The following is a 22,207-nucleotide window of genomic DNA, read 5'->3' on the forward strand; positions in this document are numbered from 1 at the left end:
AGTAGTTAAAGTGGCTATAATGAAGATAGGTTCAACATTAAAAGGAGGATTTAACAGTGGAACAAAACATTATCGTATCCAATCGAGAAATTGCGGACCGCATTTTTGAAATTAAAGTAAAAGGACCTGTGACACGCAAAATGACACAACCTGGACAATTCGTTCATATTAAAGTAGGTGAAGGTTCACTGCATATGTTGAGACGTCCGATCTCAATTTGTCATATCGAACCTGAAATTGAAACCTTTACGATGTTATATCGTGCAGAAGGTGCTGGGACACAACGTCTGTCTCAAATGCGTGAGAATGATGCGATTGATATTATTGCACCTTTAGGTAATGGTTTCCCTGTTGAAAAAGCAGAACGTAAAGCGCTTCTTGTGGGCGGCGGTATCGGTGTTCCTCCTTTATATGAACTATCTAAACAACTGAATCGTCAAGGTATTGAAACAGTACATGTTTTAGGTTTCAGAAGTAAAAAAGATGTCTTCTACGCAGATGAGTTTGCGCAATTAGGTGAAACACACATTGTGACTGAAGATGGCACAATGGGAGCAAAAGGCTTTGTGACAAATGTGATTTCTGAGTTGCCGGTAGATTATGATATTTACTATACATGCGGACCTAAACCAATGTTAAAAGCCATTAAAGAACATGACAAATTAGCAGATGTTGAAGGTTTCTTATCACTTGAAGAACGCATGGGTTGCGGTATCGGTGCATGTTACGCATGTGTCTGCCATACACCTGAATCTGAAACAAGTTATGTCAAAGTTTGTACAGATGGACCTGTATTTGAGAAAGGAGCAGTCATCCTATGAGTCGATTAAATGTAGAAATTCCAGGATTAGAGTTAAAGAACCCGATTATGCCAGCAAGCGGTTGTTTTGCTTTCGGTGCTGAGTTCAGTCAATTTTATGACTTAAGTGAACTGGGTGCCATTATGATTAAAGCCGCTACGAAAGAAGCACGTTATGGTAATGAAACACCGCGTGTTGCTGAAACTGATAGTGGTATGATTAATGCGATTGGGTTACAAAACCCTGGTGTGCATCACATTATTGAACATGAACTTAAGAAGTTAGAACAATTTGATGTACCGATTATCGCAAACGTTGCTGGTTCTACTGAAGAAGACTATGTATACGTGGCTGAACATATTTCAAAAGCACCAAATGTGAAAGCATTGGAATTAAATATCTCTTGTCCGAACGTGAAAGAAGGCGGTATGCAGTTTGGCGTGGATCCAGTAGTTGCTGCTGAATTGACACGTAAAGTTAAAGCAGTTTCTAAAGTGCCTGTATACGTGAAACTTTCACCAAACGTAACAGATATTGTCGCAATGGCTAAAGCAATCGCGCAATATGCGGATGGTTTAACAATGATTAATACATTAGTCGGCTTACGTATTGATGCGAAAACAGGGCGTCCAATTATCGCAAATACAGTCGGTGGCTTAAGCGGACCAGCAATCAAACCTGTCGCAATGCGAATGGTTTATCAAGTCAGACAAGCTGTAGATATTCCAATTATCGCAATGGGCGGTGTTCAAAACGCACAAGATGTTATAGACTATATTTCAGTGGGTGCGAATGCGGTAGCAGTTGGAACAGCTAACTTCCAAAATCCAATGGTATGTAAAGAAATCATTGATGAACTGCCAGCATTGCTCGACGACTTAGGTGTAAACCATATTAATGAATTGTACAAAAGGACTTTTGAGGTGACTAAATAATGGCAAATCGTAATTTACCTTTACCGATTATCGCATTAGACTTTGCGACGGCTGAAGAAGTAGAAAATTTCTTAGATTTATTTGATGAACCTTTATACATCAAAATCGGAATGGAACTTTATTATCAAACTGGCCCTGAATTAATCAACAAAATTAAAGCACGCGGCCACCAAATCTTCTTAGATTTAAAACTGCATGATATTCCAAATACAGTCAAACAAGCGATGGCTGGTTTAGGACGTTTAAATGTAGATTTAGTAAACGTACATGCTGCTGGTGGTACTGAAATGATGCGCCAAGCAGTTGAAGGCTTACGTAGCGTCAACAAAGACACTAAAATTATTGCGGTCACACAATTAACATCAACAACAGAAGAAATGCTGCAAAAAGAACAAAACATCCAAACTTCAATTGAAGAGGCTGTATTAAACTATGCACGTTTAACTAAAGAAGCTGGCTTAGATGGCGTAGTATGTTCACCATTAGAAGCAGAATTACTGACAAAAGAATTAGGTTCAGACTTCTTGAAAGTAACACCAGGTATTCGTCCAGCACATTACGCACAAGACGATCAAAAACGTATTACAACACCAGACAAAGCACGTGAAATGGGCTCTACACATATTGTAGTAGGTCGTCCAATCACACAAAGTGACAATCCGGTTGAAAGTTATCATCATATTAAAGAAAGTTGGTTAGGTTAAGATGTCAAAACAAATTGCGCAATCATTATTAGATATTGGTGCAGTTGCACTATCACCGAATGATTTATTTACATGGAGTTCAGGGATTAAATCTCCGATTTATTGTGATAACCGAGTAACATTAGGTTATCCAGAAGTTCGTAACGCGATTCGTGACGGTTTAATCGAATTGATTCAAACACATTTCAAAGATGCTGAAATTGTATCAGGAACTGCGACAGCGGGCATTCCTCATGCAGCGTTCATCTCTGAAAAATTAGATATGCCAATGAGCTATGTACGTTCTAAAAGTAAAAGCCATGGTAAACAAAACCAAATCGAAGGTGCACCAAGTAAAGGTAAAAAAATCGTAGTCGTTGAAGACTTAATTTCAACAGGCGGTTCATCATTAGTTGCTGCAGAAGCATTAAGAGAAGCTGGCGCCGAAGTATTAGGTGTAGTCGCAATCTTTACGTATGGTCTTGCTAAAGCGGATCAAATGTTCAAAGATGCTGATATTCCGTTCTATACTTTAAGTGACTACAACGAATTAATTGACGTGGCTAAAGAACAAGGCAAAATTTCTGAGTCTGATATTCAATCTTTAGTTGAATGGAGAGACAATTTAGCATAAGATGGAATTGGATGGAGGGATGAACCATGTCCAATACACATGCACAAACTGCTCATAAACCATTTGCGCACTTAAATAAATTCTTATCCGCAAATGAAGATTATCGTGAGCCGGTCAATAACTATGATCAAGATGAAAATCAATGGTTATCGAATGAACACGAGAAAAACATATTCAAGAAATGTAAAACAGATATAAAAGAAAAAGGCTTAATTTAAAAACAAACGACAAAATCCGCAATCATGAACACTCATTTTGAGCTTATGATTGCGGATTTTTAGATTTTAAGAAAAATCTGTCTAAGTCAAAAGTGACAAATAGACTAGCGTAAATATATTTTAATAAAGATATAACCGATAATAATCACTGCTAACATTGCTAAAATAGGTAAGAAAAAGTGAGACATCATAGACCTCCATTCATTCAATCATCTGATTAAGATTTACTCATTGTTTTGGAATAAAGTCATTATACTATGAATTGTGTCATACATATAGAAAAAGGTACTGTTTGATTCACTTTTGGTCTTTCATAATGTTAGCTTAATTTAACCCTTTTGAGAAAAAACACAATCTCAATTAAGGCAGTTCTATGTATAGGTTGAGTTGCTTTTGTATAGTCATTCATGTATCGTTTTAAGTGTCAAAATAGTGATTTTTAATTGCTTAATTTTAAATTACTATGTGATTAGTAAATAGTAAGTCTATGAGGAGGGGATAGTGTGCAAATACCAAAGGTAACACCATTTTTAATGTTTAATAATGAAGCTGAAGAAGCGATTGAACTTTATACTTCAGTATTTGAAGATAGTGAAGTAGTTTCAATGGTGAAGTATGATGAGTTTGGAAGCGGAGAAGCGGGTGCAGTCCAACACGCAATTATTCGTTTAAAAGACCAAATTATTATGGCGATTGATAATTCTAATGGAACTGAAATACCGATGAATCCATCTATTTCTTTATTTGTGACAGTAGATAATGCTATGGAAATGGAACGTCTATACAGTGGATTAAAAAGCGGCGGTGCCATTTTAATGGCCAAAACTGAGCTTGGACCTTACAGAGAATTCGCATGGATACAAGATCGCTTCGGTGTGAATTTCCAACTAGCATTAATGGATTAATTTCATCAATGATATGTAAACAACTCACCTGATAGGTGGGTTGTTTTTTATTTACAGCAGGCTATGAAAGAAGAATATAATAAAGGTGAGTTATGAACAAACGCCATTTAAAAAGATAGATTGGTAGTCTGAATTTTGGAGTGATACCCATGATAGATATGCATAATCATATATTAATTGATGCAGATGATGGACCAAGAGATGAAGAAGCGGCTATTCAATTATTAAGACAAGCTAAAAAAGAAAATGTAACAAAAATTATTGCAACACCTCATTATACTAATAAATACGATAATTCTTTTGATAAAGTAAAGTTAAAAATAAAAAGATTATGTAAATTAAAAGAGGTTAAAGATTTAGGAATTCAAATTTATCCAGGACAAGAGGTAAGAATTCATCAGAATTTAATTGAAGATATTAAATCCGGAAAGGTAAGTGGTTTAAACAAGTCCAGATACTTACTCATTGAGTTTCCTCCTAACGACATTCCTGATTATACGTATCAAATGTTTCAAAATATACAGGAATTAGGTTATATTCCCATCATTGCACATCCTGAACGTAATATCGCTTTGTTGAAAGATATGAGTGTTTTATATAACTTAGTTCAGCAAGGAGCATTAAGTCAAATTACTTCAACGTCTTTAATAGGGTATTTTGGCAAAGGAATTCAAGATGTATCGATTGAACTAATGAAATGTAATCTTGCTCATTTTATAGCATCTGATGCGCATGATTTTGAAGCCAGACCTTTTATTATTAAGTCTTTATTTAAAGAAGAAGCGTTATTGGATTTTCGTGAATCTATGATGAAGTTAATCAAGAATGCAGAAGCAATTATTAAAAATGAAGAAATTGATAAGCGTGAACCGTTTGTTCCTGATAGTCAAAAAATTAAAGGTTGGATATTTTAAAATAAAGCACTCGAAAACATTTTGTCTTCGAGTGCTTTTAAAGTAAATTGATTATTTTAATTTCACTTTTTCTGAATCGCTTTTCATCGATTGGATGTGATCATAATCTGGTGTGGCGTATAACGTTTTTTGATTATCATACGTTACAAAGCCAGGTTTCGCACCAGAAGGTTTGTGTACATTTTTGATATCCGTGTAATCTACTGGAATTTGACCAGAGTTTCCTGCTTTAGAGAAGTAGGCTGCTAACATTGCAGCTTCTTCTATTGTTTTATCGCTTGGTTCATCTTCAAAAATGACTACGTGAGAACCAGGAATATCTTTTGTATGGAACCATAAATGGTGCTTACGTGCTTTTTTATTTGTTAGATAATCGTTTTGTTTGTTGTTTTTACCTACATATATAGTTGAGCCATCTGTAGAAAGGTAAGTTTGCAACTGCATTTGCGGTTGTTTCTTTTTCTTACGATTTTGACGTTGTTTCATAAAGCCTTGTTCTGCAAGTTCTTCACGGATTTCGTCAATATCTTCTACAGTGATATGAACCAACTGTTGCTCAATAGATTCAAAGTATGCGATGTTTTCTTCTGTGAGTTGTATTTGATGTTCAAGCTCATGTTCACGTGTTTTTAAACGATTATATTGCTTATAGTAATATTGAGCATTCAGTGAAGGTGATTTAGTCGAATCTAACTTAATTGTCACTTCTTCACCTGTGTAGTAATTTTCAGTAGTTAAGGTTTCATCACCTTGTTTAATACGATAGATGTTTGCGGTAATGAGTTCACCATATAACTGCATATCTTCTTTTGATTGCGTACCTTCATACTCAGCGTTTAATTTAACGAGTTTGTTTCGATTCTTTTGAAGTTGTTGTTGGACAAAACGAACTAAATCATTCGCACGTTGTTTAACACGTTCACGTTCGCCACGTGCATCGTAGAAACGATCTAATAACTCATCAAGTGATTCATAAGTCACACTGTCATCATCAAACTGTTTTAAACGCATGAAGTAATAATCTTCTTTACCTGTTTCATGATTTTTATGGAAAATCGGAACAGGTTTAAGTTTAGTTTCTTCCATAACTTCATCGAATGCTGCTGGTAATGTTTCAGTAGTCATAAATTGACGACGTTCTGTAATTTCTTTTGTAATGAGTGGACTGAAACCTTCGAAAGTTTGTAACAGTTGTCTCGCAATATTACCTTGATTGAAATCTATATATTTTAATACGTCTTGACCTGAAACTTCATAAGGATTGATTTTATTTTGTGTAGGTGGTGCTTCATATTGGAATCCTGGCATAACGGTACGATATTGGTTTGTGTTTGGTGTTAAATGTTTGAAACCTTCGATAATCTTGCGATTATCATCAACTAGTATTAAGTTACTGTGTTTACCCATAATTTCTAGGATAACGGTACGATATATTTTATCACCGAGTTCATCTGTGCTTTGAACATCGATTTCGATACGACGGTCATTATCAATTTGACGAATTGCTTGTATAATTCCGCCGTCTAAGTGTTTACGAAAGACACGGTTAAACATTGGCGGTTCAAATGGGTTATCATATTTCTTTTTCGTAATATGCATACGAGAGAAATTAGAATGGATAGATAACAGTAATGAATGGTTTTTACGATTCTGACGAATGACCATTATAATTGTATCGTTATCAGGTTGGTTGATTTTATGAATACGTCCACCTTCAAGAAAGGACAGTTCTTCTACCATTTTCTTTGTGAATAGGCCATCAAATGCCATAATTATCAGCTACCTTTTTATTTTCGTTCTTGTACTACGTTCTTATTATTGTACCATGTGAATATGGTAAACTTCCAAATTAAGATTTTATCTATTGGCATCTATACAATTTTATTTAGAATATGGTATCATTATATAATACAACAATAGCTTAGAGAGGTCGTAAGGCATGGATAATGAAAAAGGTTTACTAATTGTCTTATCAGGTCCATCTGGAGTCGGAAAAGGTACTGTCCGCAAAGAAATATTTGATGATCCGAAAACATCATACAAATATTCAATTTCAATGACGACACGTGAAATGCGTGAAGGTGAACAAGATGGCGTTGATTATTTTTTCAAGACAAAACGAGAGTTTGAGCAACTTATCGCACAAGATCAATTTATTGAGTATGCAGAATATGTAGGTAACTACTACGGTACACCTGTACAGTATGTGAAAGACACTATGGATGAAGGCTATGATGTCTTCTTAGAAATCGAAGTTGAAGGTGCGAAACAAGTACGCAAGAAATTCCCTGATGCATTATTTATCTTCCTAGCACCGCCAAGTTTAGACCACTTAAGAGAGCGTTTAGTCGGCCGCGGTACAGAATCAGACGAAAAGATTCAAAGTCGTGTGAAAGAAGCACGTAAAGAAGTGGAAATGATGAATCTTTATGACTACGTTGTGGTAAACGATGAAGTAGAACTTGCTAAAGAACGTATTCAAGCAATCGTTGCAGCCGAACATCTAAAACGCGAACGTATAGAAGCAAAGTATAGAAAAATGATATTGGAGGCCAAAAAATAATGTTATACCCACCGCTTAATCAATTAACTTCAAAAGTAAAATCAAAATATTTAATCGCAACAGTGGCAGCCAAACGCGCACGTGAATTATATGACAAAAAAGACACTGCGTTATTAGAAAAATATCACTCAGTTAAAACAGTTGGAGAAGCTCTAGAAGAGATTGCCGATGGCAAAATCACTCCAATCGAACCAGAATTAAACGAAAGTGAATTCGAAACAAAAGACTGAGTTTAAAAGTGATTATATAAATTAAAAACAACCTTTAAGGCAAAAAAACTGCTTTAAAGGTTGTTTTTCATTTAATAAGACATCTTCAATTGCTCCATAGAACGTTCTAACTGATCGAAATCTATAATACGTGCTTGTCTATGAAATTCTCTTCCATTATTAAAAAGAATGACGACAGGCGCAGTAAAGAGCGAGAGTTGACCAGCAGCTTCAGGAATATCATTTACAATAATTTGTGCTGCAGGTATTTCTAACTGATTTACTAATTTTTCTACTCTAGGTTGGTCTGCATGGCAGACTGAGCAACCATTCGCCATGACATATAATAAGAATTTATTTTCTGATTCAATGCGTTGTGTAATATCATCATATTGCTTTAAAGTCTCCATCTTCAAACCTTCTTTCTATTGTCTGTATCGAAAGCTATCTTACGCGGATAGAGGTAGAGAATCAACTTTATTGCTTTGCAAAGCAAAGGACTTTTTTGACCTAGAGTGTTAAAATATAAAATGATTGATGAATTATGAGGCCATTTCATTTGGACTCATTTTTTAATATTAAGCCGTATACATAAAGAGAGAATAAACTTGGAGGCAAAGATTGCGATGAAGAATATTTTATTAGCAGTATCGGGTGGTATTGCAGCTTATAAAGCGATTGATTTAACAAGTAAATTAACACAAGCAGGGTATGACGTACGTGTAATGCTGACTGAACATGCACAAGAGTTTGTGACACCGCTTGCTTTCCAAGCAATCAGTCGTAATCCTGTATACACGAGTACATTTAAAGAAGAAAATCCAGCTGAAATTCAACATATAGCGTTAGGTGATTGGGCAGACGCAGTGATTATTGCACCAGCAACTGCCAATATTATCGGTAAATTAGCAAACGGTATTGCTGACGATATGATTACTTCAACTTTATTAGCGACGACTGTTCCTAAATTTGTTGCTCCTGCTATGAATGTGCATATGTATGAAAATCCAAGAGTACAAGCAAACATGCAAGTATTGACTGAAGATGGATATCATTTCGCCGAACCTGGTGAAGGCTTTTTAGCCTGCGGCTATGTAGCGAAGGGCCGTATGATGGAACCATTGGATATCATGGCATTCATGCGCCAAACGATGGAACAAAATAATAATCAATCAGTCATCAATGAGAGTGATTGGTTCAATGGTAAACATGCCTTAGTTACAGCAGGACCGACGGTCGAAGTTATTGATCCTGTACGTTTTGTGTCTAATAGAGCATCAGGAAAAATGGGATATGCACTTGCTGATGCATTACAAAAGAGAGGCGCTAAAGTAACTTTAGTGAGTGGTCCAACAAGCTTAACGCCACCAGAAAATGTGGACTTTGTACCTGTAACTAGTGCGGAAGATATGTTTAACGCAGTAGTTGAACGTTTTGATGCTCAGGACTTTGTCTTTAAAACGGCTGCAGTTTCAGATTACAAACCATCAGAAAAACTGGAACATAAAATGAAAAAACAAGATGGAGATTTAACCATTTCATTTACACGAACTAAAGATATATTGAAATATTTAGGTGAGCATAAATCGCATCAAAAATTAATTGGCTTTGCAGCTGAAACACAAGATATTGAAAAATATGCAAAAGCTAAATTAGAGAAAAAGAATGCAGATGTGATTATTGCGAATAACGTAGGAGACACATCTATCGGTTTCAGTTCTGATGATAATGAAGTCACATTATACTTCAAAAATGACGAAGCAGTTAATATAGAGAAAGGTAAGAAACAGCAGCTTGCTGGAAGAATCTTAGAAGAATTAGAACGTAGGTGGAAATAATGTATGCAAAGGTAATTGTAGATGTCCCAGCTAAAAACGTAGACTTTACCTTTGACTATAAAATACCAGAGCGACTCGTACCCATTATTCAAGTTGGTGTACGAGTCGTTGTACCCTTTGGGTACAGAACCATTCAAGGGTATGTTATGGAAATAGCTGAGGAACCAGATCCAGAACTAGATTTATCTAAACTAAAAGAAATCCAAGAAATTCAAGATATCAAACCAGAACTGACACCTGAATTAGTTGATTTAAGCGCCTGGTATGGTAAATATCATGTCACGAAACGTATTTCTATTTTAGAAGCCATGTTACCAAGCGCTATTAAAGCAAGATATACCAAAGTGTTTGAAATTGTAGAAGATGAATCAATACCAGATGACATTTTAAAACGCTTTAATAAAGAAGGGCGTTATGCTTATAAAGCTGCTCAACAAAATGGTGATTTAAAACATTTAGTTCCTTTATTAGAAGAAGGTATCGTTAGAGAAGAAACGTTACTGTCTCAAAATACAAAGAAAAAAACACAACGTGCAATACGAATAAGAGATGATCATCAACCAGATGAAGTTTTAGCAATGTTAGAACGACACCCTAAACAATATGATGTTTATGCTTACTTGCTAGATGCACAAAATAGAGATGTTCCTTTAAAAGAACTTGAAGAAGTAGGGTTATCAGCTTCAAGTGCTAAAACATTGGAACGTAATGGTTTTGTAGAGAAGTATGATGCCATAGTAGAACGTGACCCATATGCATCAAGAGTATTTGAACAAGAAGAAAAACGACAACTCACTCCAAGCCAACAAATCGCTTACGATGAGATTAAAAAGGTTATTGATGAAGAAAAACAAGAGACTTTCTTATTACATGGTGTAACAGGTTCTGGTAAAACTGAAGTTTATCTTCAAACGATAGAAGCTGTTCTAGAAAAAAATCAACAGGCTATGATGTTAGTTCCAGAAATTGCTTTAACACCACAAATGGTTTTACGTTTTAAACGTAGATTTGGTGATGAAGTTGCAGTATTGCATTCTGGTCTTTCAAAAGGCGAACGTTATGATGAGTGGCAAAAAATACGTGATGGTCGTGCACGTGTAAGTGTAGGCGCGCGTTCTAGTGTTTTTGCACCATTTAAAAATCTGGGTATGATTATTATTGATGAAGAACATGAGGCAACATATAAACAAGAAGATTATCCTCGTTATCATGCGAAAGAAATTGCATTATGGCGCGCAAAATACCATCAATGTCCATTAATTTTAGGTAGTGCGACACCAAGTCTTGAATCATATGCACGTGCTGAAAAGGGAGTTTATCACTTATTAAGCTTACCTGATCGTGTGAATAATCAACCATTACCTGAAATTGATATTGTAGATATGCGTGAAGAATTAGCAAATGGTAACCGGTCAATGTTTTCGACAGAATTGCGAGAAGCAATTCAAGACCGTTTATCTCGCAATGAACAAATTGTACTGTTCCTAAATCAACGTGGTTATTCTTCATTTATATTATGCCGAGACTGTGGTCATGTACCGCAATGTCCAAACTGCGATATTTCATTGACCTACCATAAATCTAGCGATAAATTGAAATGTCACTATTGTGGTTATGAAGAAACACCGCCTAATAAATGTCCAAACTGCGAAAGTGAACATATTCGTCAAATGGGAACTGGTACCCAACGTGTTGAAGAACTTTTAAATCGTGAATTTAAAAATGCGAAGATTATTCGTATGGACGCAGATACAACATCACGAAAAGGTGCACATGAGAAGTTATTGAATGACTTCGGAGATGGTAAAGGGGATATTCTGCTCGGTACTCAAATGATTGCGAAAGGGTTGGATTTCCCAAATATTACACTTGTCGGTGTGTTAAACGCTGATACTATGTTGAACTTACCAGATTTTCGTTCCAGTGAAAGAACTTTCCAATTATTGACTCAAGTAGCAGGGCGTGCAGGACGTCATGAAAAAGAAGGTAAGGTTATTATTCAAACTTATAATCCTGATCATTATGCGATACAAGATGTCCAGCTTAATGATTATTTATCGTTCTATCATAAAGAAATGAAATACAGACAAATTGGTAAGTATCCACCATACTATTTCTTGATTAACTTTACGATTTCTCACCAAAATATGAAAGAAGTTATGCAAGCAGCTGCACATGTTCATAAAATATTATTACAACATCTTACGGATCGGGCTTTGATTTTAGGACCATCACCAGCAGCTATCGCTAGAATTAATAGAGAATTTCGTTTCCAAGTTCTAGTCAAATACAAAAGTGAACCCGAATTACACAAAGCACTTCAATATTTAGATGATTACTATCATGAACGCTATCAAAAAGATAAGCTTTCATTAAAGATAGACATAAACCCTTATGTCATGATGTAGTGAATAAAATAGCATAAAATCAAGGATAAGTGATGATTTAGGAAGTATTAGATGCTTTTTAGATTGTCACTTATCTTTTTATTTTCAGCCAACATCAATGTATAAGTGTAACACTTTTTGAAAGTTCTTTATTATTGCGTACTATACAAAAAGTGGTGTAAAATAAATTAAATTATAAATGCTTATCTGCTTACGAACTTCATATAGATATACGATTAAGGAGTCTTTATTAGGCACAATACTGTTAAAAGTAAGTAAAGTATCAAAGTTATAATTAATTTTCAAAAGGGGATGATGAAACGATGAAAATAGCAATCATAAGCGCAACGGGTAAACAAGGAACAATCTTAACTGAAAAAGCGTTAGAGAGAAGCCATGAAGTTACTGCGTTTGTCAGAAATCATAATAAATTACAATTTGATGTTCCATATGTAGAAAAAGACATATTAGATATTACTCGTGAAGATTTAGAAGGTTTTGATGCAGTATTCGTCGCATTTGGCGCACCAAAAGGGAAAGAAGAATTATATATTCAAATGACCAATCACCTTATTGATATTCTAGCTGGTATAGATGTGAAACTAATGTTTGTTGGTGGAACAGGTAGATTGTTTATAGATGATAGTAAAACAACAAGAGTGGCGGATAATCCAAATATCCCAGAGGCTGTAAAAGAATCAGCAATAAAAATGGCTGAAGCTTATGATATTCTAGCAGCGCAAGACAAACTAAAAGACTGGACGTTTGTAAGTCCTGCAAGCATGTTTGATTTTAATGGTCCAGAAACCAACGATTATAAATTGGGTACTGATACAATTATTTATAACTCAAAAAATAAATCTTATGTATCGTACAGTGATTTTAGTAACGCATTTATAGATGAAGCTGAAAATAATCAATATCCAAACCAAGGTATCACAGTAGTTTCTGGTTAACTGATAATAAAAAGCAACCTCATTAAAAGCAATTTAACTTTCTATTGCTTTTAATGAGGTTTTATTATTACGAATGCACTAACTTGTACAGGTGTATATATTTTATATAGGTAACTGTAAGTTAATATCCCTTTTTTGATATTGTAATGATTATTTTCATGTATAATAAGGAATCAAGGAGTGATTTTATGATTCTGCTCAAAACGTTTATCATAGCATTTTCAGTTTTCACATTTTTATCTGCGATATTAATGTTAGCACGTAATCCGAAAACACCTAAAATTACAATGATCCTCTTAATAGTAGGAAGCTTATTGTTAGATATCGGAGCTTTAATTGCTAATTTCATACCAGCTCTGATTCTTTTAATCATTGGGTTTGCGATGATCCAAGTAGGCATAGGTATCTATCAAAAGAGAACTTTTGGGAAAATCATCTTTTTAGCACAAAGTGTAAGGTTCATTGTAAGCATATTTGTTATTGTTTTCTTTATTATTTTACAATAGTTTAAAGCATCTACTAAGAAATCTTGGTAGGTGCTTTTTTATTAAGAACTATGTCCTGTAACAAACAACTTTTGGTGCTCTCAGTAATTGTTATAATTTTGTAGGTTGTATTAAAAAATATTACAATCTGATTTTGATTGTAAAAATATTTAAAATTTGTTTCAAAACCGTCATGTTATCCTATATAATGTAAAATATACGTTAAGTAATATGTAATATACATACTTGGAGGTTACTATGGAAAAATCTACTGATTTAGGTAAAGTAATGGCAGCATTAAAAAAACATATAAGGCTGTTACTGATATTACCCTTAATATTTTTGTTGTTAAGTTTAATATTGAGTTTTTTGGTAATTCAACCGAAATATTCAGCTACCACGCAAGTTCTTGTTAATCAAAAAGAATCGAATAACGACATGATGGCCCAACAAGTTCAATCAAATATTCAACTTGTTAAAACATACTCAGAAATTATTAAAAGTCCTAGAATATTAGATGAAGTTTCAAAAAAGATGAAAGGTAAATATTCAACCAAAGAAATTTCGAGCATGCTAACTGTAAATAATCAAGCAGAATCTCAAATAATGAACATAACAGTTGAAGCTAAGAGTAAAAAAGATGCTATGAAAGTGGCAAATACAATTTCAAAAGTATTTAGTGAAGATGCGAGCCAAATTATGAGTATTAATAACGTTTCTACACTATCAAAAGCAGAGGATGCCAAAAAAGTAGCACCGAAACCATTTGTAAACATTATTATTAGTGTGTTTATTGGATTAGTTATTGCAGTAATATTAATAATATTAATTGAAGTCATGGACCGAAGAATCAAAACTGAAGAAGATGTAGAAGAAATATTGGATTTACCAGTTTTAGGCTCAATTCCTGAATTTGATAATCGTAAATAAAGGAGAGGTTTGAAGATGAAGAAGAAAAAAGAAACATTTACTGATTCCTTAATCACTCATAATAGCCCAAAATCAGTTATTAGTGAAAAGTTTAGAGGAATTAGAACAAATATCATGTTTTCTACAGCAGGTAACGACGTAAAAACATTAGTTATTACATCAGAACAACCAACAGTAGGAAAATCACTAGTTTCTGCAAATATAGCGATAGCTTATGCGCAAGCTGGTTATAAGACATTACTGATTGATGGCGATATGAGAAAGCCAACCCAGCATTATATATTTAATGTTCCAAATATTGACGGACTTTCAAATTTGATTATAAATAAATCTTACATTGAAAAAGCGGTTAATAATACAGAAGTTACTAGTTTGGATTTAATAACTTCTGGCCCCATTCCGCCGAATCCTTCCGAATTGATTGGTTCACTACAGTTTCAAAAACTTTTAGAAGAGTTAAATGAAATATATGATTTTATAATTATAGACACTCCTCCAGTTAATACTGTCACAGATGCACAACTCTATGCAGAAATCAGTGGCTATGTAGCTCTAGTTGTAAATGTTAAAAATAACGATCGTAGATCAGTTTTAAAAAGTAAAGAATTAATTCAAAAAACAGGGGCCAAAGTATTGGGTGTTGTTTTAAATAAAACAGACCAAGACAAGTCATCAAGCTATTATGCATACTATGGAGAAGAACAATGATTGATATTCATAACCATATAATTCCTAATATAGATGATGGACCAAAGAATGAAGAAGAAATGATTGCTTTGATTAGACAAGCAGCTTCGCAAAATATTAAAGGGATTGTTGCTACTCCGCATCATTTGCATCATAGATATAATAATGATTTTAGCGAAGTCGAAAAATATGTTAATGAAATAAATAATAATGAATTAATCAAAGAAATGGGTATTACAATTTATCCAGGTCAAGAGATTAGAGTGAGTGATCAGTTATTGGTTGATTTGGATCACGGTAGAGTTAAAGGTATAAACTATTCTAGCTATTTATTGCTGGAATTACCTTCGAATAGTATACCGAATTATATACAAAGATTAATTTATGAAGTACAGACGAGAGGATATACTCCAGTAATAGTACATCCTGAAAGAAATAAATTAATAGCTCAAGATATTAATTTATTGTATGGATTAATAAACATAGGTGCATTAAGTCAAATAACTGTTTCGTCTTTATCTGGAGATATGGGGAAAAAATTACAAAAAATTTCTATTGATTTATTAGAACATAATTTAGTTCATTTTATTGCATCAGATGCCCATAATACTAGCACACGTCCCTTTAAAGCGGTTAGTTTGTTTCAGAATAAAAAATTAAAAAATTATGAAACAGAGATTAATAAACTGTATATGAATAATGAAAGATTGATCCGTAACAGAAGGATAAACAAATTGAGACCAATCGAGTATAAAAGGAAGAAAATATTTGGACTTTTTTCCAAATAAAATTAGCGGTATTACTTTTTAAAATGAAAGTTTAAGTAAGCTTTAATTAGAATTTCATAAAGTAATACATATGTAAAGGAAAGGAAAGATATGAAAAAAACTTTATTTTACATTAATCTATTCCTTATATTTTTATTTCAATTTATAAGTGAAGTAGTTAGTCCGATACCAACACTTGTGTTTGCTTTTTTATGCATCACTGCATTTTTGCTTGTAAACACCAGTCAATTAATGGGGTTATATTTATATCTAATACCGTTATCTAGCGGAGCTATTTTGTATTTAGTCAATATCTTATTCTTAATATTTTTAATCATCCATTTTAGAAAAGAAATTCAATTGAATAAAGCCTTCATCTTAATATTCCTTATAATTTTAATAGAAAGCGCACATGTATTCATTAACGTCAATACAGGACTTGATGAGAGTATAATAAAACTACTTGGTTTTGCGGCATGTATATTGCTTTTTGGATTTATAGAAACTTTTAGCAAATCGATTGATGTTAAAGGTACTTTTAATTTACTGATTTTTGGCGTAATGGGTTTTATATTGATAACTACTGGAATTTATATATTTAAATACAATATTAGTGATTTCTTTAACGAAATAAGAAGGTTTGGATTTGTGCCACACAAACGAGAAGATGAAATGGCTGGCTTAATTATAAATCCTAATACAGTTGGTAAGTATTGTGCTTTTATAATTACAATGGTATTAAGTTTTAATTATTTTGGAAAAATTTCTTTTAATATATGGTATCTGGGTGTATTAGTATCAATTTCTATTGTTGGTTTATTAACCTTATCAAGAACATTTTTACTTGTATTAGGTTTGATTTTGATTATTTACCTGTTTTTTAGTATCTTAGACAAAAAAATATTTCCTATAATTATGTTTGGGATTATATTATCAATATTTATAGGTGTGTTAATTTTTAACGAAGGGTTGATGGATTCTCTCTATAGCAGACTATTTGATTCAAATGATATTACAGGATCTAGGTTCACAATATATACACAATATTTAATGATTTTATTAAGTAATGGAATGATTTTATTGTTTGGGGTCGGTATGCAAAATTATATGGACAAGTTTTCTAAAATAGATTATACAATCACTCAATCAACCCATAATGTTTTACTTGAAGTTTTATCTATATGGGGAATAATAGGTTTGATTATTGTTATTTTACTTTTTGCGTATATTATATTCACCTCTAAATTATGGTTATTGAATAGTAAAGCTAAAGCGATTATTTTACTTCCATTTCTAGTGGTTATAATTTCTGCTTTCTTTGGTCAATTTTTCATTTCGTATTATCATACATTTGGTATTACGTTATTTAGCTTAGTAATATTATACGATAAAGAGGTTGTTGTTAATGGTCAAGGATAGTGTATATTATCTACTCTCTAAAGGTTTACCAGCTATATTAAGTTTCGCCATATTATTTATGTATTTAACTAATATGAATGCAAAGGATTATGGTTATTTTAGTATTATTATTTTATCGATTGGACTAGTGAATATTATAACATCACAATGGATAAGATCTGGTATGCTCCGATACTATAATGAGTATAAGGATTTAGTAGGCACAGCAATCACTTCTCAAATAGTTTTAATTGTTGTGATTTGTATCTTTATAATGCCAATATTATATATCATGAACTTTAATTTAATTAACATAGTGTTAATTGAATTGATTTTAATGAATTTTATTGCCAATGAATTTCTCAATAACTACTATAGAGCGAGAATTATGCCTAAAGTAGTTTTATATGGCAATTTAATTAAGAACTTCGTTTATGTAGTAGGTTTATTAACATTATGGAGCATAGGTGTAAATATAAGACTCGAGCATGCATTATTAAGCTTTTGTCTTGGCATAATACTTTCTAATGTATACTTTTTTATGCATAGAGAAAAGCAAATAAATTATAACGTTAAAAAAAAATTAATCCATAAATTTGCTTATTATGGTATACCATTAACTGTATCTTTTGCATTAGGAGTTTTGCTTCAAAATATTGATAAATTTATGATTAGTTATCAATTAGGAGTGACACGGACAGGAGATTACTCTTTAGTTTATGACTTTGTACACAATTCTTTATATATGGTAATGGGTGCATTAGGTATGGCTTCTTTACCAAGAATACTTAAGTTAAAAAGTTTGAAACAAAGAATTGGAGAATTTAATAAATATATTTTAATTTTATATATAATTTCATTGCCAATATTAGGAGTGTTTATAACTATATCAACAGACATGACTAAAGTGTTTGAAAGGTTTGGTTATAGCACTAGTTGGATAATAATTGTAATGATTGTCATTTTAACATTTATTCATGGAATCAATTCATTTGTATATGGTCAAGCAATTCAAATGATGGAAGATACTAAATTGATATTTATACCAGCAGGAGTTGCTGTAGTGATTAATATAGTATTAAATTTAATACTATTACCTAGAATTGGATTAATTAGTGCTGCTATTTCTGGAATGATCGCATTTTTCACTTCCAATATTTTATTATATAAATTAATAGCAAAAGACTTTCAAATTAACTTTTTCCCAAAAAGAATTTGGGTTTCAGTCATTATTATGATAATAGGAATACTAGCAACAGTATTTATAGATACAGGAAACGTGTATATTACAATATTAGTAAAATCATTATTACTAATTTTACTTCAAATTTTGATATTGACATACCTAATGAAAAAAAGATTTTTTGTTAATAGTAAGGAGGGAAATAATTGAAAATACTACATATAATAACAAGTTTAGAAAGTGGTGGTGCAGAAAGAATGCTATCAAATATAGTAAATAACGATAATAGTAACCAGCACATTATAATAACACTTCTAAAATCAAAACGTCATTATGAATTAAATGAAAACGTTAAAGTTATCTCATTAGATTTAAAGAACAATATTCTAACTAAGATAATAACTCCTTATTTTATAAACAAGATCGTGAAGAAAATTAAGCCTGATATTTTACAAACATGGATGAAATCAAATTTATATGCGCCAATATTAAAATATCTTAATAAAAATGTAATAACATTATTGAACTTTAGAAATGGTATAAACAAAAAATACAATTTAATTGAACGATTATTTTTGAATAAATTTTTTGAGCATTCTGACGGCACAATATTTGTTTCTGAATCTTCTTATAATGAGTATAGAAATGCAGGTTTAATATTTAACGATTCAATTGTCATACCAAATGGATTTATGATGAAAAATTATAAATATAAAGAACCAAATAAGAATGAAAAATTAACATTTGGATATGTAGGGAGATATCATAAAATTAAAAATCAAGAATTGCTTATTGAGGGGTTTAATGAATTTTCAAGTAATAAGAATGTAGAATTGAAGATTGCTGGAAAAGGAATGAGCTTTGATAAATTTTCAAAATATATTAATCGAAATAACAAGAATAAGTTTTCTTGGTACGGAGAAATGAAAAACCCATTTGAACTTTACGATGATATTAATGTATTAATTTTGACATCAAAAAGTGAAGGGTTTCCAAATGTTATTGGTGAAGCAATGTCAATTGGTGTACCAGTTGTTACTACAGATGCTGGTGAGAGCTATAAAATAATAGGAGAAACGGGTTATAAAATACAATCAAACATTAACTCGCTTCTAAGGACGCTGAATTATATCTATGCTCACCAAAATGACTTGAATTTAAAATCACAAAAAGCATATAAAAGAATTAATGATAATTTTTCTATGAACGTTATAGTTAATAAATATCTGGAATATTACAAACAAAAATTGGAGGATAAACAATGAAAATTTTAATTACAGGTGCAGCCGGTTTTATAGGCTCACACTTATCTAAAAAATTGATTTCACAAGGTCATGAAATTATCGGTGTTGATAACATCAATGATTATTATGATCCAAAATTAAAAGAAGATAGATTGGAATCAATCGGAGATAATAATTTCACATTTTACAAAGTAACTTTAGAAGATGCAGATAAGTTAGAAGAAATTTTCAAGCAACAACATCCTGATGTTGTTGTTAACCTAGCTGCACAAGCAGGTGTAAGATATAGCCTAGAAAATCCAAGAGCTTACATTGATTCAAATATTGTAGGGTTTGTTAACATTCTTGAATGTTGCAGACACTACAATATTAAACATTTAATTTATGCTTCATCTAGTTCAGTTTATGGTGCTAATACTTCTAAGCCATTTTCAACTTCAGACAACATAGATCATCCTCTAAGTTTATATGCCGCAACAAAGAAATCCAATGAATTAATGGCACACACATACAGCCATTTATACAATTTACCTACAACGGGATTAAGATTCTTCACAGTTTATGGCCCATGGGGAAGACCGGATATGGCCCTTTTCAAATTCACAAAAGCAATTGTTAATGACGAAACAATTGATGTTTATAATCATGGCAATATGATGAGAGATTTTACTTATGTAGACGATATTGTCGAAGCAATCAGTCGATTGGTTAAACGTCCAGCTCAACCAAATCCAAAATGGAGTGGAGCTAATCCAGATCCAAGTTCGTCATATGCACCGTACAAAATTTACAATATTGGTAACAACAGCCCGGTAAGATTAATGGAATTTGTTGAGGCGATAGAAAATAAACTCAACAAAACAGCTAAGAAAAACTATATGGATTTACAACCAGGTGATGTTCCAGAAACTTATGCAAATGTAGATGATTTATTCCGTGATATTGATTTCAAACCAGAAACAACTATTCAAGATGGTGTAAATAACTTTATTGATTGGTATTTAGATTATTATTCTGTTAATAAAGGATAGAAGAAGAGTATCTTAATTGAAATCATTGGGTTTTTTGTGGTTTTTTATTAATCTTTAAAAAGACTACCATTTTTATATGTAAAGTCCATATATTTTTATATATTGTAAAATTACACTTAGAATAAACTTAAAATAACTCAGAGAAATAGAAAAGGGGAATTGTTTTGGATAGAAAGATAGCAGTTGTTGGATTAGGATATGTAGGCTTACCGGTAGCGGTAGCATTTGGAAAAAAGAATTCAGTAATCGGTTTTGATATTAATCCGAAAAGAATTAAAGAGTTAAAAGAAAATCACGATAGAACAAACGAAGTAACAACTGAAGATTTGAAAGAATCAGATGTTGAATTTACAGATAGTATTGATACTTTAAGTCAAGCTGATTTTATTATTGTAGCGGTACCAACTCCAATCAATAAACATAATCAACCTGACTTAACGCCATTAATCAGCGCAAGTAAAACTGTAGGTAAAGCATTGAAAAAAGGTACGATAGTTGTGTTTGAATCTACAGTATATCCTGGCGCAACTGAAGAAGAATGTGTACCAGTTCTTGAAGAGAATTCAGGTTTGAAAGCTGGAGAAGACTTCTTTGTGGGTTATTCACCAGAACGTATTAACCCAGGAGATAAAGAACATACATTTGAAACAATCACTAAAGTTGTTTCTGGACAAACACCTGAGGTATTAGATATTGTTGCTGATGTTTATGGATCAGTTGTTAAAGCTGGTGTTCATAAAGCACCATCTATCAAGGTTGCAGAAGCAGCGAAAGTTATTGAAAACACACAACGTGACGTTAATATCGCTTTAATGAATGAATTTGCGGTTATCTTCGACAAAGTAGGTATTGATACAAACGCTGTACTTGCAGCTTCAGGTACGAAATGGAACTTCTTAAACTTTAAACCAGGCTTAGTAGGTGGACACTGTATTGGTGTAGATCCTTACTACTTAACTCATAAAGCTCAAGAATTAGGTCACCATCCTGAAATTATTCTTGCAGGTAGAAGAATTAATGACAATATGTCAAAACATGTTGCTTCTAACATCATCAAAGAATTATTGAAAAAAGGCATCAATGTTCAAAATGCATCTATTAATTTATTAGGTCTTACATTCAAAGAGAACTGTCCTGACTTAAGAAATACCAAAGTCATTGATATTGTAAGAGAATTAGAAGATTATGGATTGAAAATTAATGTGAATGATGTCGAAGCGGATAATGAAACTGCTAAAGCTTTATATGATATTGATTTAGTTTCTAAAGAAAATTTACCAGAAACTGATGCATTAATTTTTGCAGTACCTCATAGAGATTATCTTGAAAATAAATCTGAGTATCTCGATTTACTTTCAGATAATGGTATTGTTTTCGATATTAAAGGAATTATTCAAGAAGATGAATTAAAAGAAAACCAAAGTATTTGGAGACTATAAT

The 22,207-nt window shown here is 32.5% G+C and carries 23 protein-coding genes; 21 read left to right on the top strand and 2 right to left on the bottom strand.

The genetic code is table 11. The features are described 5' to 3' along the window. The first annotated feature begins 56 nt into the window (after positions 1-56). The 7 genes from HMPREF2937_RS06510 to HMPREF2937_RS06540 all read left to right on the top strand — a co-directional run bounded on the left by HMPREF2937_RS06510 (position 57) and on the right by HMPREF2937_RS06540 (position 5,089). A complete protein-coding gene (locus HMPREF2937_RS06510; protein ID WP_060803939.1) occupies positions 57-821 on the top strand; it encodes a dihydroorotate dehydrogenase electron transfer subunit in 765 nt (254 codons plus the stop codon). After that, complete coding sequence (locus tag HMPREF2937_RS06515) at positions 818-1,735, top strand: dihydroorotate dehydrogenase (protein ID WP_070864248.1); 918 nt, start codon at positions 818-820, stop codon at positions 1,733-1,735. Before HMPREF2937_RS06510 ends, HMPREF2937_RS06515 begins: the two co-directional genes overlap by 4 nt. Next, positions 1,735-2,439 (top strand): orotidine-5'-phosphate decarboxylase, encoded by a 705-nt coding sequence (gene pyrF, locus HMPREF2937_RS06520; protein ID WP_002480623.1) that lies wholly within the window; start codon positions 1,735-1,737, stop codon positions 2,437-2,439. The genes HMPREF2937_RS06515 and pyrF overlap by 1 nt, the downstream gene beginning before the upstream one ends. A gap of 1 nt (position 2,440) precedes the next feature. Continuing rightward, the gene (gene pyrE, locus HMPREF2937_RS06525) at positions 2,441-3,052 is read left to right on the top strand and encodes an orotate phosphoribosyltransferase (RefSeq protein WP_023015755.1); all 612 of its coding nucleotides are present in this window, start codon (positions 2,441-2,443) and stop codon (positions 3,050-3,052) included. A gap of 26 nt (positions 3,053-3,078) precedes the next feature. Further along, positions 3,079-3,270, top strand: coding sequence for a hypothetical protein (locus tag HMPREF2937_RS06530; RefSeq protein WP_002480625.1), 192 nt, complete (start codon positions 3,079-3,081; stop codon positions 3,268-3,270). 503 nt (positions 3,271-3,773) lie between these two features. Beyond that, the gene (locus tag HMPREF2937_RS06535; protein ID WP_002480626.1) at positions 3,774-4,175 is read left to right on the top strand and encodes a VOC family protein; all 402 of its coding nucleotides are present in this window, start codon (positions 3,774-3,776) and stop codon (positions 4,173-4,175) included. A 149-nt stretch (positions 4,176-4,324) separates the two neighbouring features. Next, positions 4,325-5,089, top strand: a complete 765-nt coding sequence (locus HMPREF2937_RS06540; protein ID WP_070864249.1) for a tyrosine-protein phosphatase — start codon at positions 4,325-4,327, stop codon at positions 5,087-5,089. A gap of 51 nt (positions 5,090-5,140) precedes the next feature. Here HMPREF2937_RS06540 and HMPREF2937_RS06545 read toward each other — a convergent pair whose 3' ends face one another. Further along, the gene (locus HMPREF2937_RS06545; RefSeq protein WP_070864250.1) at positions 5,141-6,859 is read right to left on the bottom strand and encodes an Rqc2 family fibronectin-binding protein; all 1,719 of its coding nucleotides are present in this window, start codon (positions 6,857-6,859) and stop codon (positions 5,141-5,143) included. A 169-nt stretch (positions 6,860-7,028) separates the two neighbouring features. Between HMPREF2937_RS06545 and gmk the strand changes: the two genes are divergently transcribed. Both gmk and rpoZ read left to right on the top strand, forming a co-directional pair. Continuing rightward, positions 7,029-7,652 (top strand): guanylate kinase, encoded by a 624-nt coding sequence (gene gmk / locus HMPREF2937_RS06550; RefSeq protein ID WP_002480629.1) that lies wholly within the window; start codon positions 7,029-7,031, stop codon positions 7,650-7,652. Beyond that, positions 7,652-7,882 carry a DNA-directed RNA polymerase subunit omega gene (rpoZ, locus tag HMPREF2937_RS06555; RefSeq protein ID WP_002480630.1) on the top strand — a complete coding sequence of 77 codons (231 nt, stop codon included), beginning with the start codon at positions 7,652-7,654 and terminating at the stop codon, positions 7,880-7,882. The genes gmk and rpoZ overlap by 1 nt, the downstream gene beginning before the upstream one ends. A gap of 71 nt (positions 7,883-7,953) precedes the next feature. Here the strand turns inward: rpoZ and HMPREF2937_RS06560 are convergent, their stop codons facing one another. Next, positions 7,954-8,271 (bottom strand): thioredoxin family protein, encoded by a 318-nt coding sequence (locus tag HMPREF2937_RS06560; protein WP_002480631.1) that lies wholly within the window; start codon positions 8,269-8,271, stop codon positions 7,954-7,956. Between the two features lie 216 nt (positions 8,272-8,487). Here HMPREF2937_RS06560 and coaBC point away from each other — a divergent pair, with 216 nt between their 5' ends. From coaBC to HMPREF2937_RS06620, 12 genes are all read left to right on the top strand, one after another. Then, entirely contained in the window at positions 8,488-9,699 is a 1,212-nt protein-coding gene (gene coaBC, locus HMPREF2937_RS06565) for a bifunctional phosphopantothenoylcysteine decarboxylase/phosphopantothenate--cysteine ligase CoaBC (protein WP_070847722.1), read from the top strand. Continuing rightward, positions 9,699-12,107: a primosomal protein N' gene (gene priA / locus HMPREF2937_RS06570; RefSeq protein WP_070864251.1), complete on the top strand. Its 2,409-nt coding sequence runs from the start codon at positions 9,699-9,701 to the stop codon at positions 12,105-12,107. The genes coaBC and priA overlap by 1 nt, the downstream gene beginning before the upstream one ends. A 302-nt stretch (positions 12,108-12,409) precedes the next feature. Continuing rightward, on the top strand, positions 12,410-13,042 hold the full coding sequence (locus HMPREF2937_RS06575; protein ID WP_070864252.1) for an NAD(P)-dependent oxidoreductase: 633 nt from the start codon (positions 12,410-12,412) through the stop codon (positions 13,040-13,042). Positions 13,043-13,230: 188 nt separating this feature from the next. After that, positions 13,231-13,548 carry a hypothetical protein gene (locus HMPREF2937_RS06580; protein WP_023015733.1) on the top strand — a complete coding sequence of 106 codons (318 nt, stop codon included), beginning with the start codon at positions 13,231-13,233 and terminating at the stop codon, positions 13,546-13,548. 237 nt (positions 13,549-13,785) lie between these two features. Next, positions 13,786-14,457, top strand: coding sequence for a Wzz/FepE/Etk N-terminal domain-containing protein (locus HMPREF2937_RS06585; protein WP_070864253.1), 672 nt, complete (start codon positions 13,786-13,788; stop codon positions 14,455-14,457). A 15-nt stretch (positions 14,458-14,472) separates the two neighbouring features. Then, on the top strand, positions 14,473-15,165 hold the full coding sequence (locus tag HMPREF2937_RS06590; RefSeq protein WP_070864254.1) for a polysaccharide biosynthesis tyrosine autokinase: 693 nt from the start codon (positions 14,473-14,475) through the stop codon (positions 15,163-15,165). Next, positions 15,162-15,932: a tyrosine-protein phosphatase gene (locus tag HMPREF2937_RS06595; protein ID WP_070864255.1), complete on the top strand. Its 771-nt coding sequence runs from the start codon at positions 15,162-15,164 to the stop codon at positions 15,930-15,932. The genes HMPREF2937_RS06590 and HMPREF2937_RS06595 overlap by 4 nt, the downstream gene beginning before the upstream one ends. A gap of 90 nt (positions 15,933-16,022) precedes the next feature. After that, on the top strand, positions 16,023-17,330 hold the full coding sequence (locus tag HMPREF2937_RS06600) for an O-antigen ligase family protein (RefSeq protein WP_070864256.1): 1,308 nt from the start codon (positions 16,023-16,025) through the stop codon (positions 17,328-17,330). Next, a complete protein-coding gene (locus tag HMPREF2937_RS06605) occupies positions 17,317-18,702 on the top strand; it encodes a lipopolysaccharide biosynthesis protein (protein WP_070864257.1) in 1,386 nt (461 codons plus the stop codon). Before HMPREF2937_RS06600 ends, HMPREF2937_RS06605 begins: the two co-directional genes overlap by 14 nt. Next, positions 18,699-19,757, top strand: coding sequence for a glycosyltransferase (locus HMPREF2937_RS06610; protein ID WP_070864258.1), 1,059 nt, complete (start codon positions 18,699-18,701; stop codon positions 19,755-19,757). Before HMPREF2937_RS06605 ends, HMPREF2937_RS06610 begins: the two co-directional genes overlap by 4 nt. Then, the gene (locus HMPREF2937_RS06615) at positions 19,754-20,767 is read left to right on the top strand and encodes an NAD-dependent epimerase (RefSeq protein WP_070864259.1); all 1,014 of its coding nucleotides are present in this window, start codon (positions 19,754-19,756) and stop codon (positions 20,765-20,767) included. The genes HMPREF2937_RS06610 and HMPREF2937_RS06615 overlap by 4 nt, the downstream gene beginning before the upstream one ends. A gap of 164 nt (positions 20,768-20,931) precedes the next feature. Further along, the gene (locus HMPREF2937_RS06620; protein WP_070864260.1) at positions 20,932-22,206 is read left to right on the top strand and encodes a nucleotide sugar dehydrogenase; all 1,275 of its coding nucleotides are present in this window, start codon (positions 20,932-20,934) and stop codon (positions 22,204-22,206) included. Position 22,207 lies beyond the last annotated feature (1 nt).

This window comes from Staphylococcus sp. HMSC061G12, from assembly GCF_001838465.1.
GTDB classification, from domain to species: domain Bacteria; phylum Bacillota; class Bacilli; order Staphylococcales; family Staphylococcaceae; genus Staphylococcus; species Staphylococcus simulans.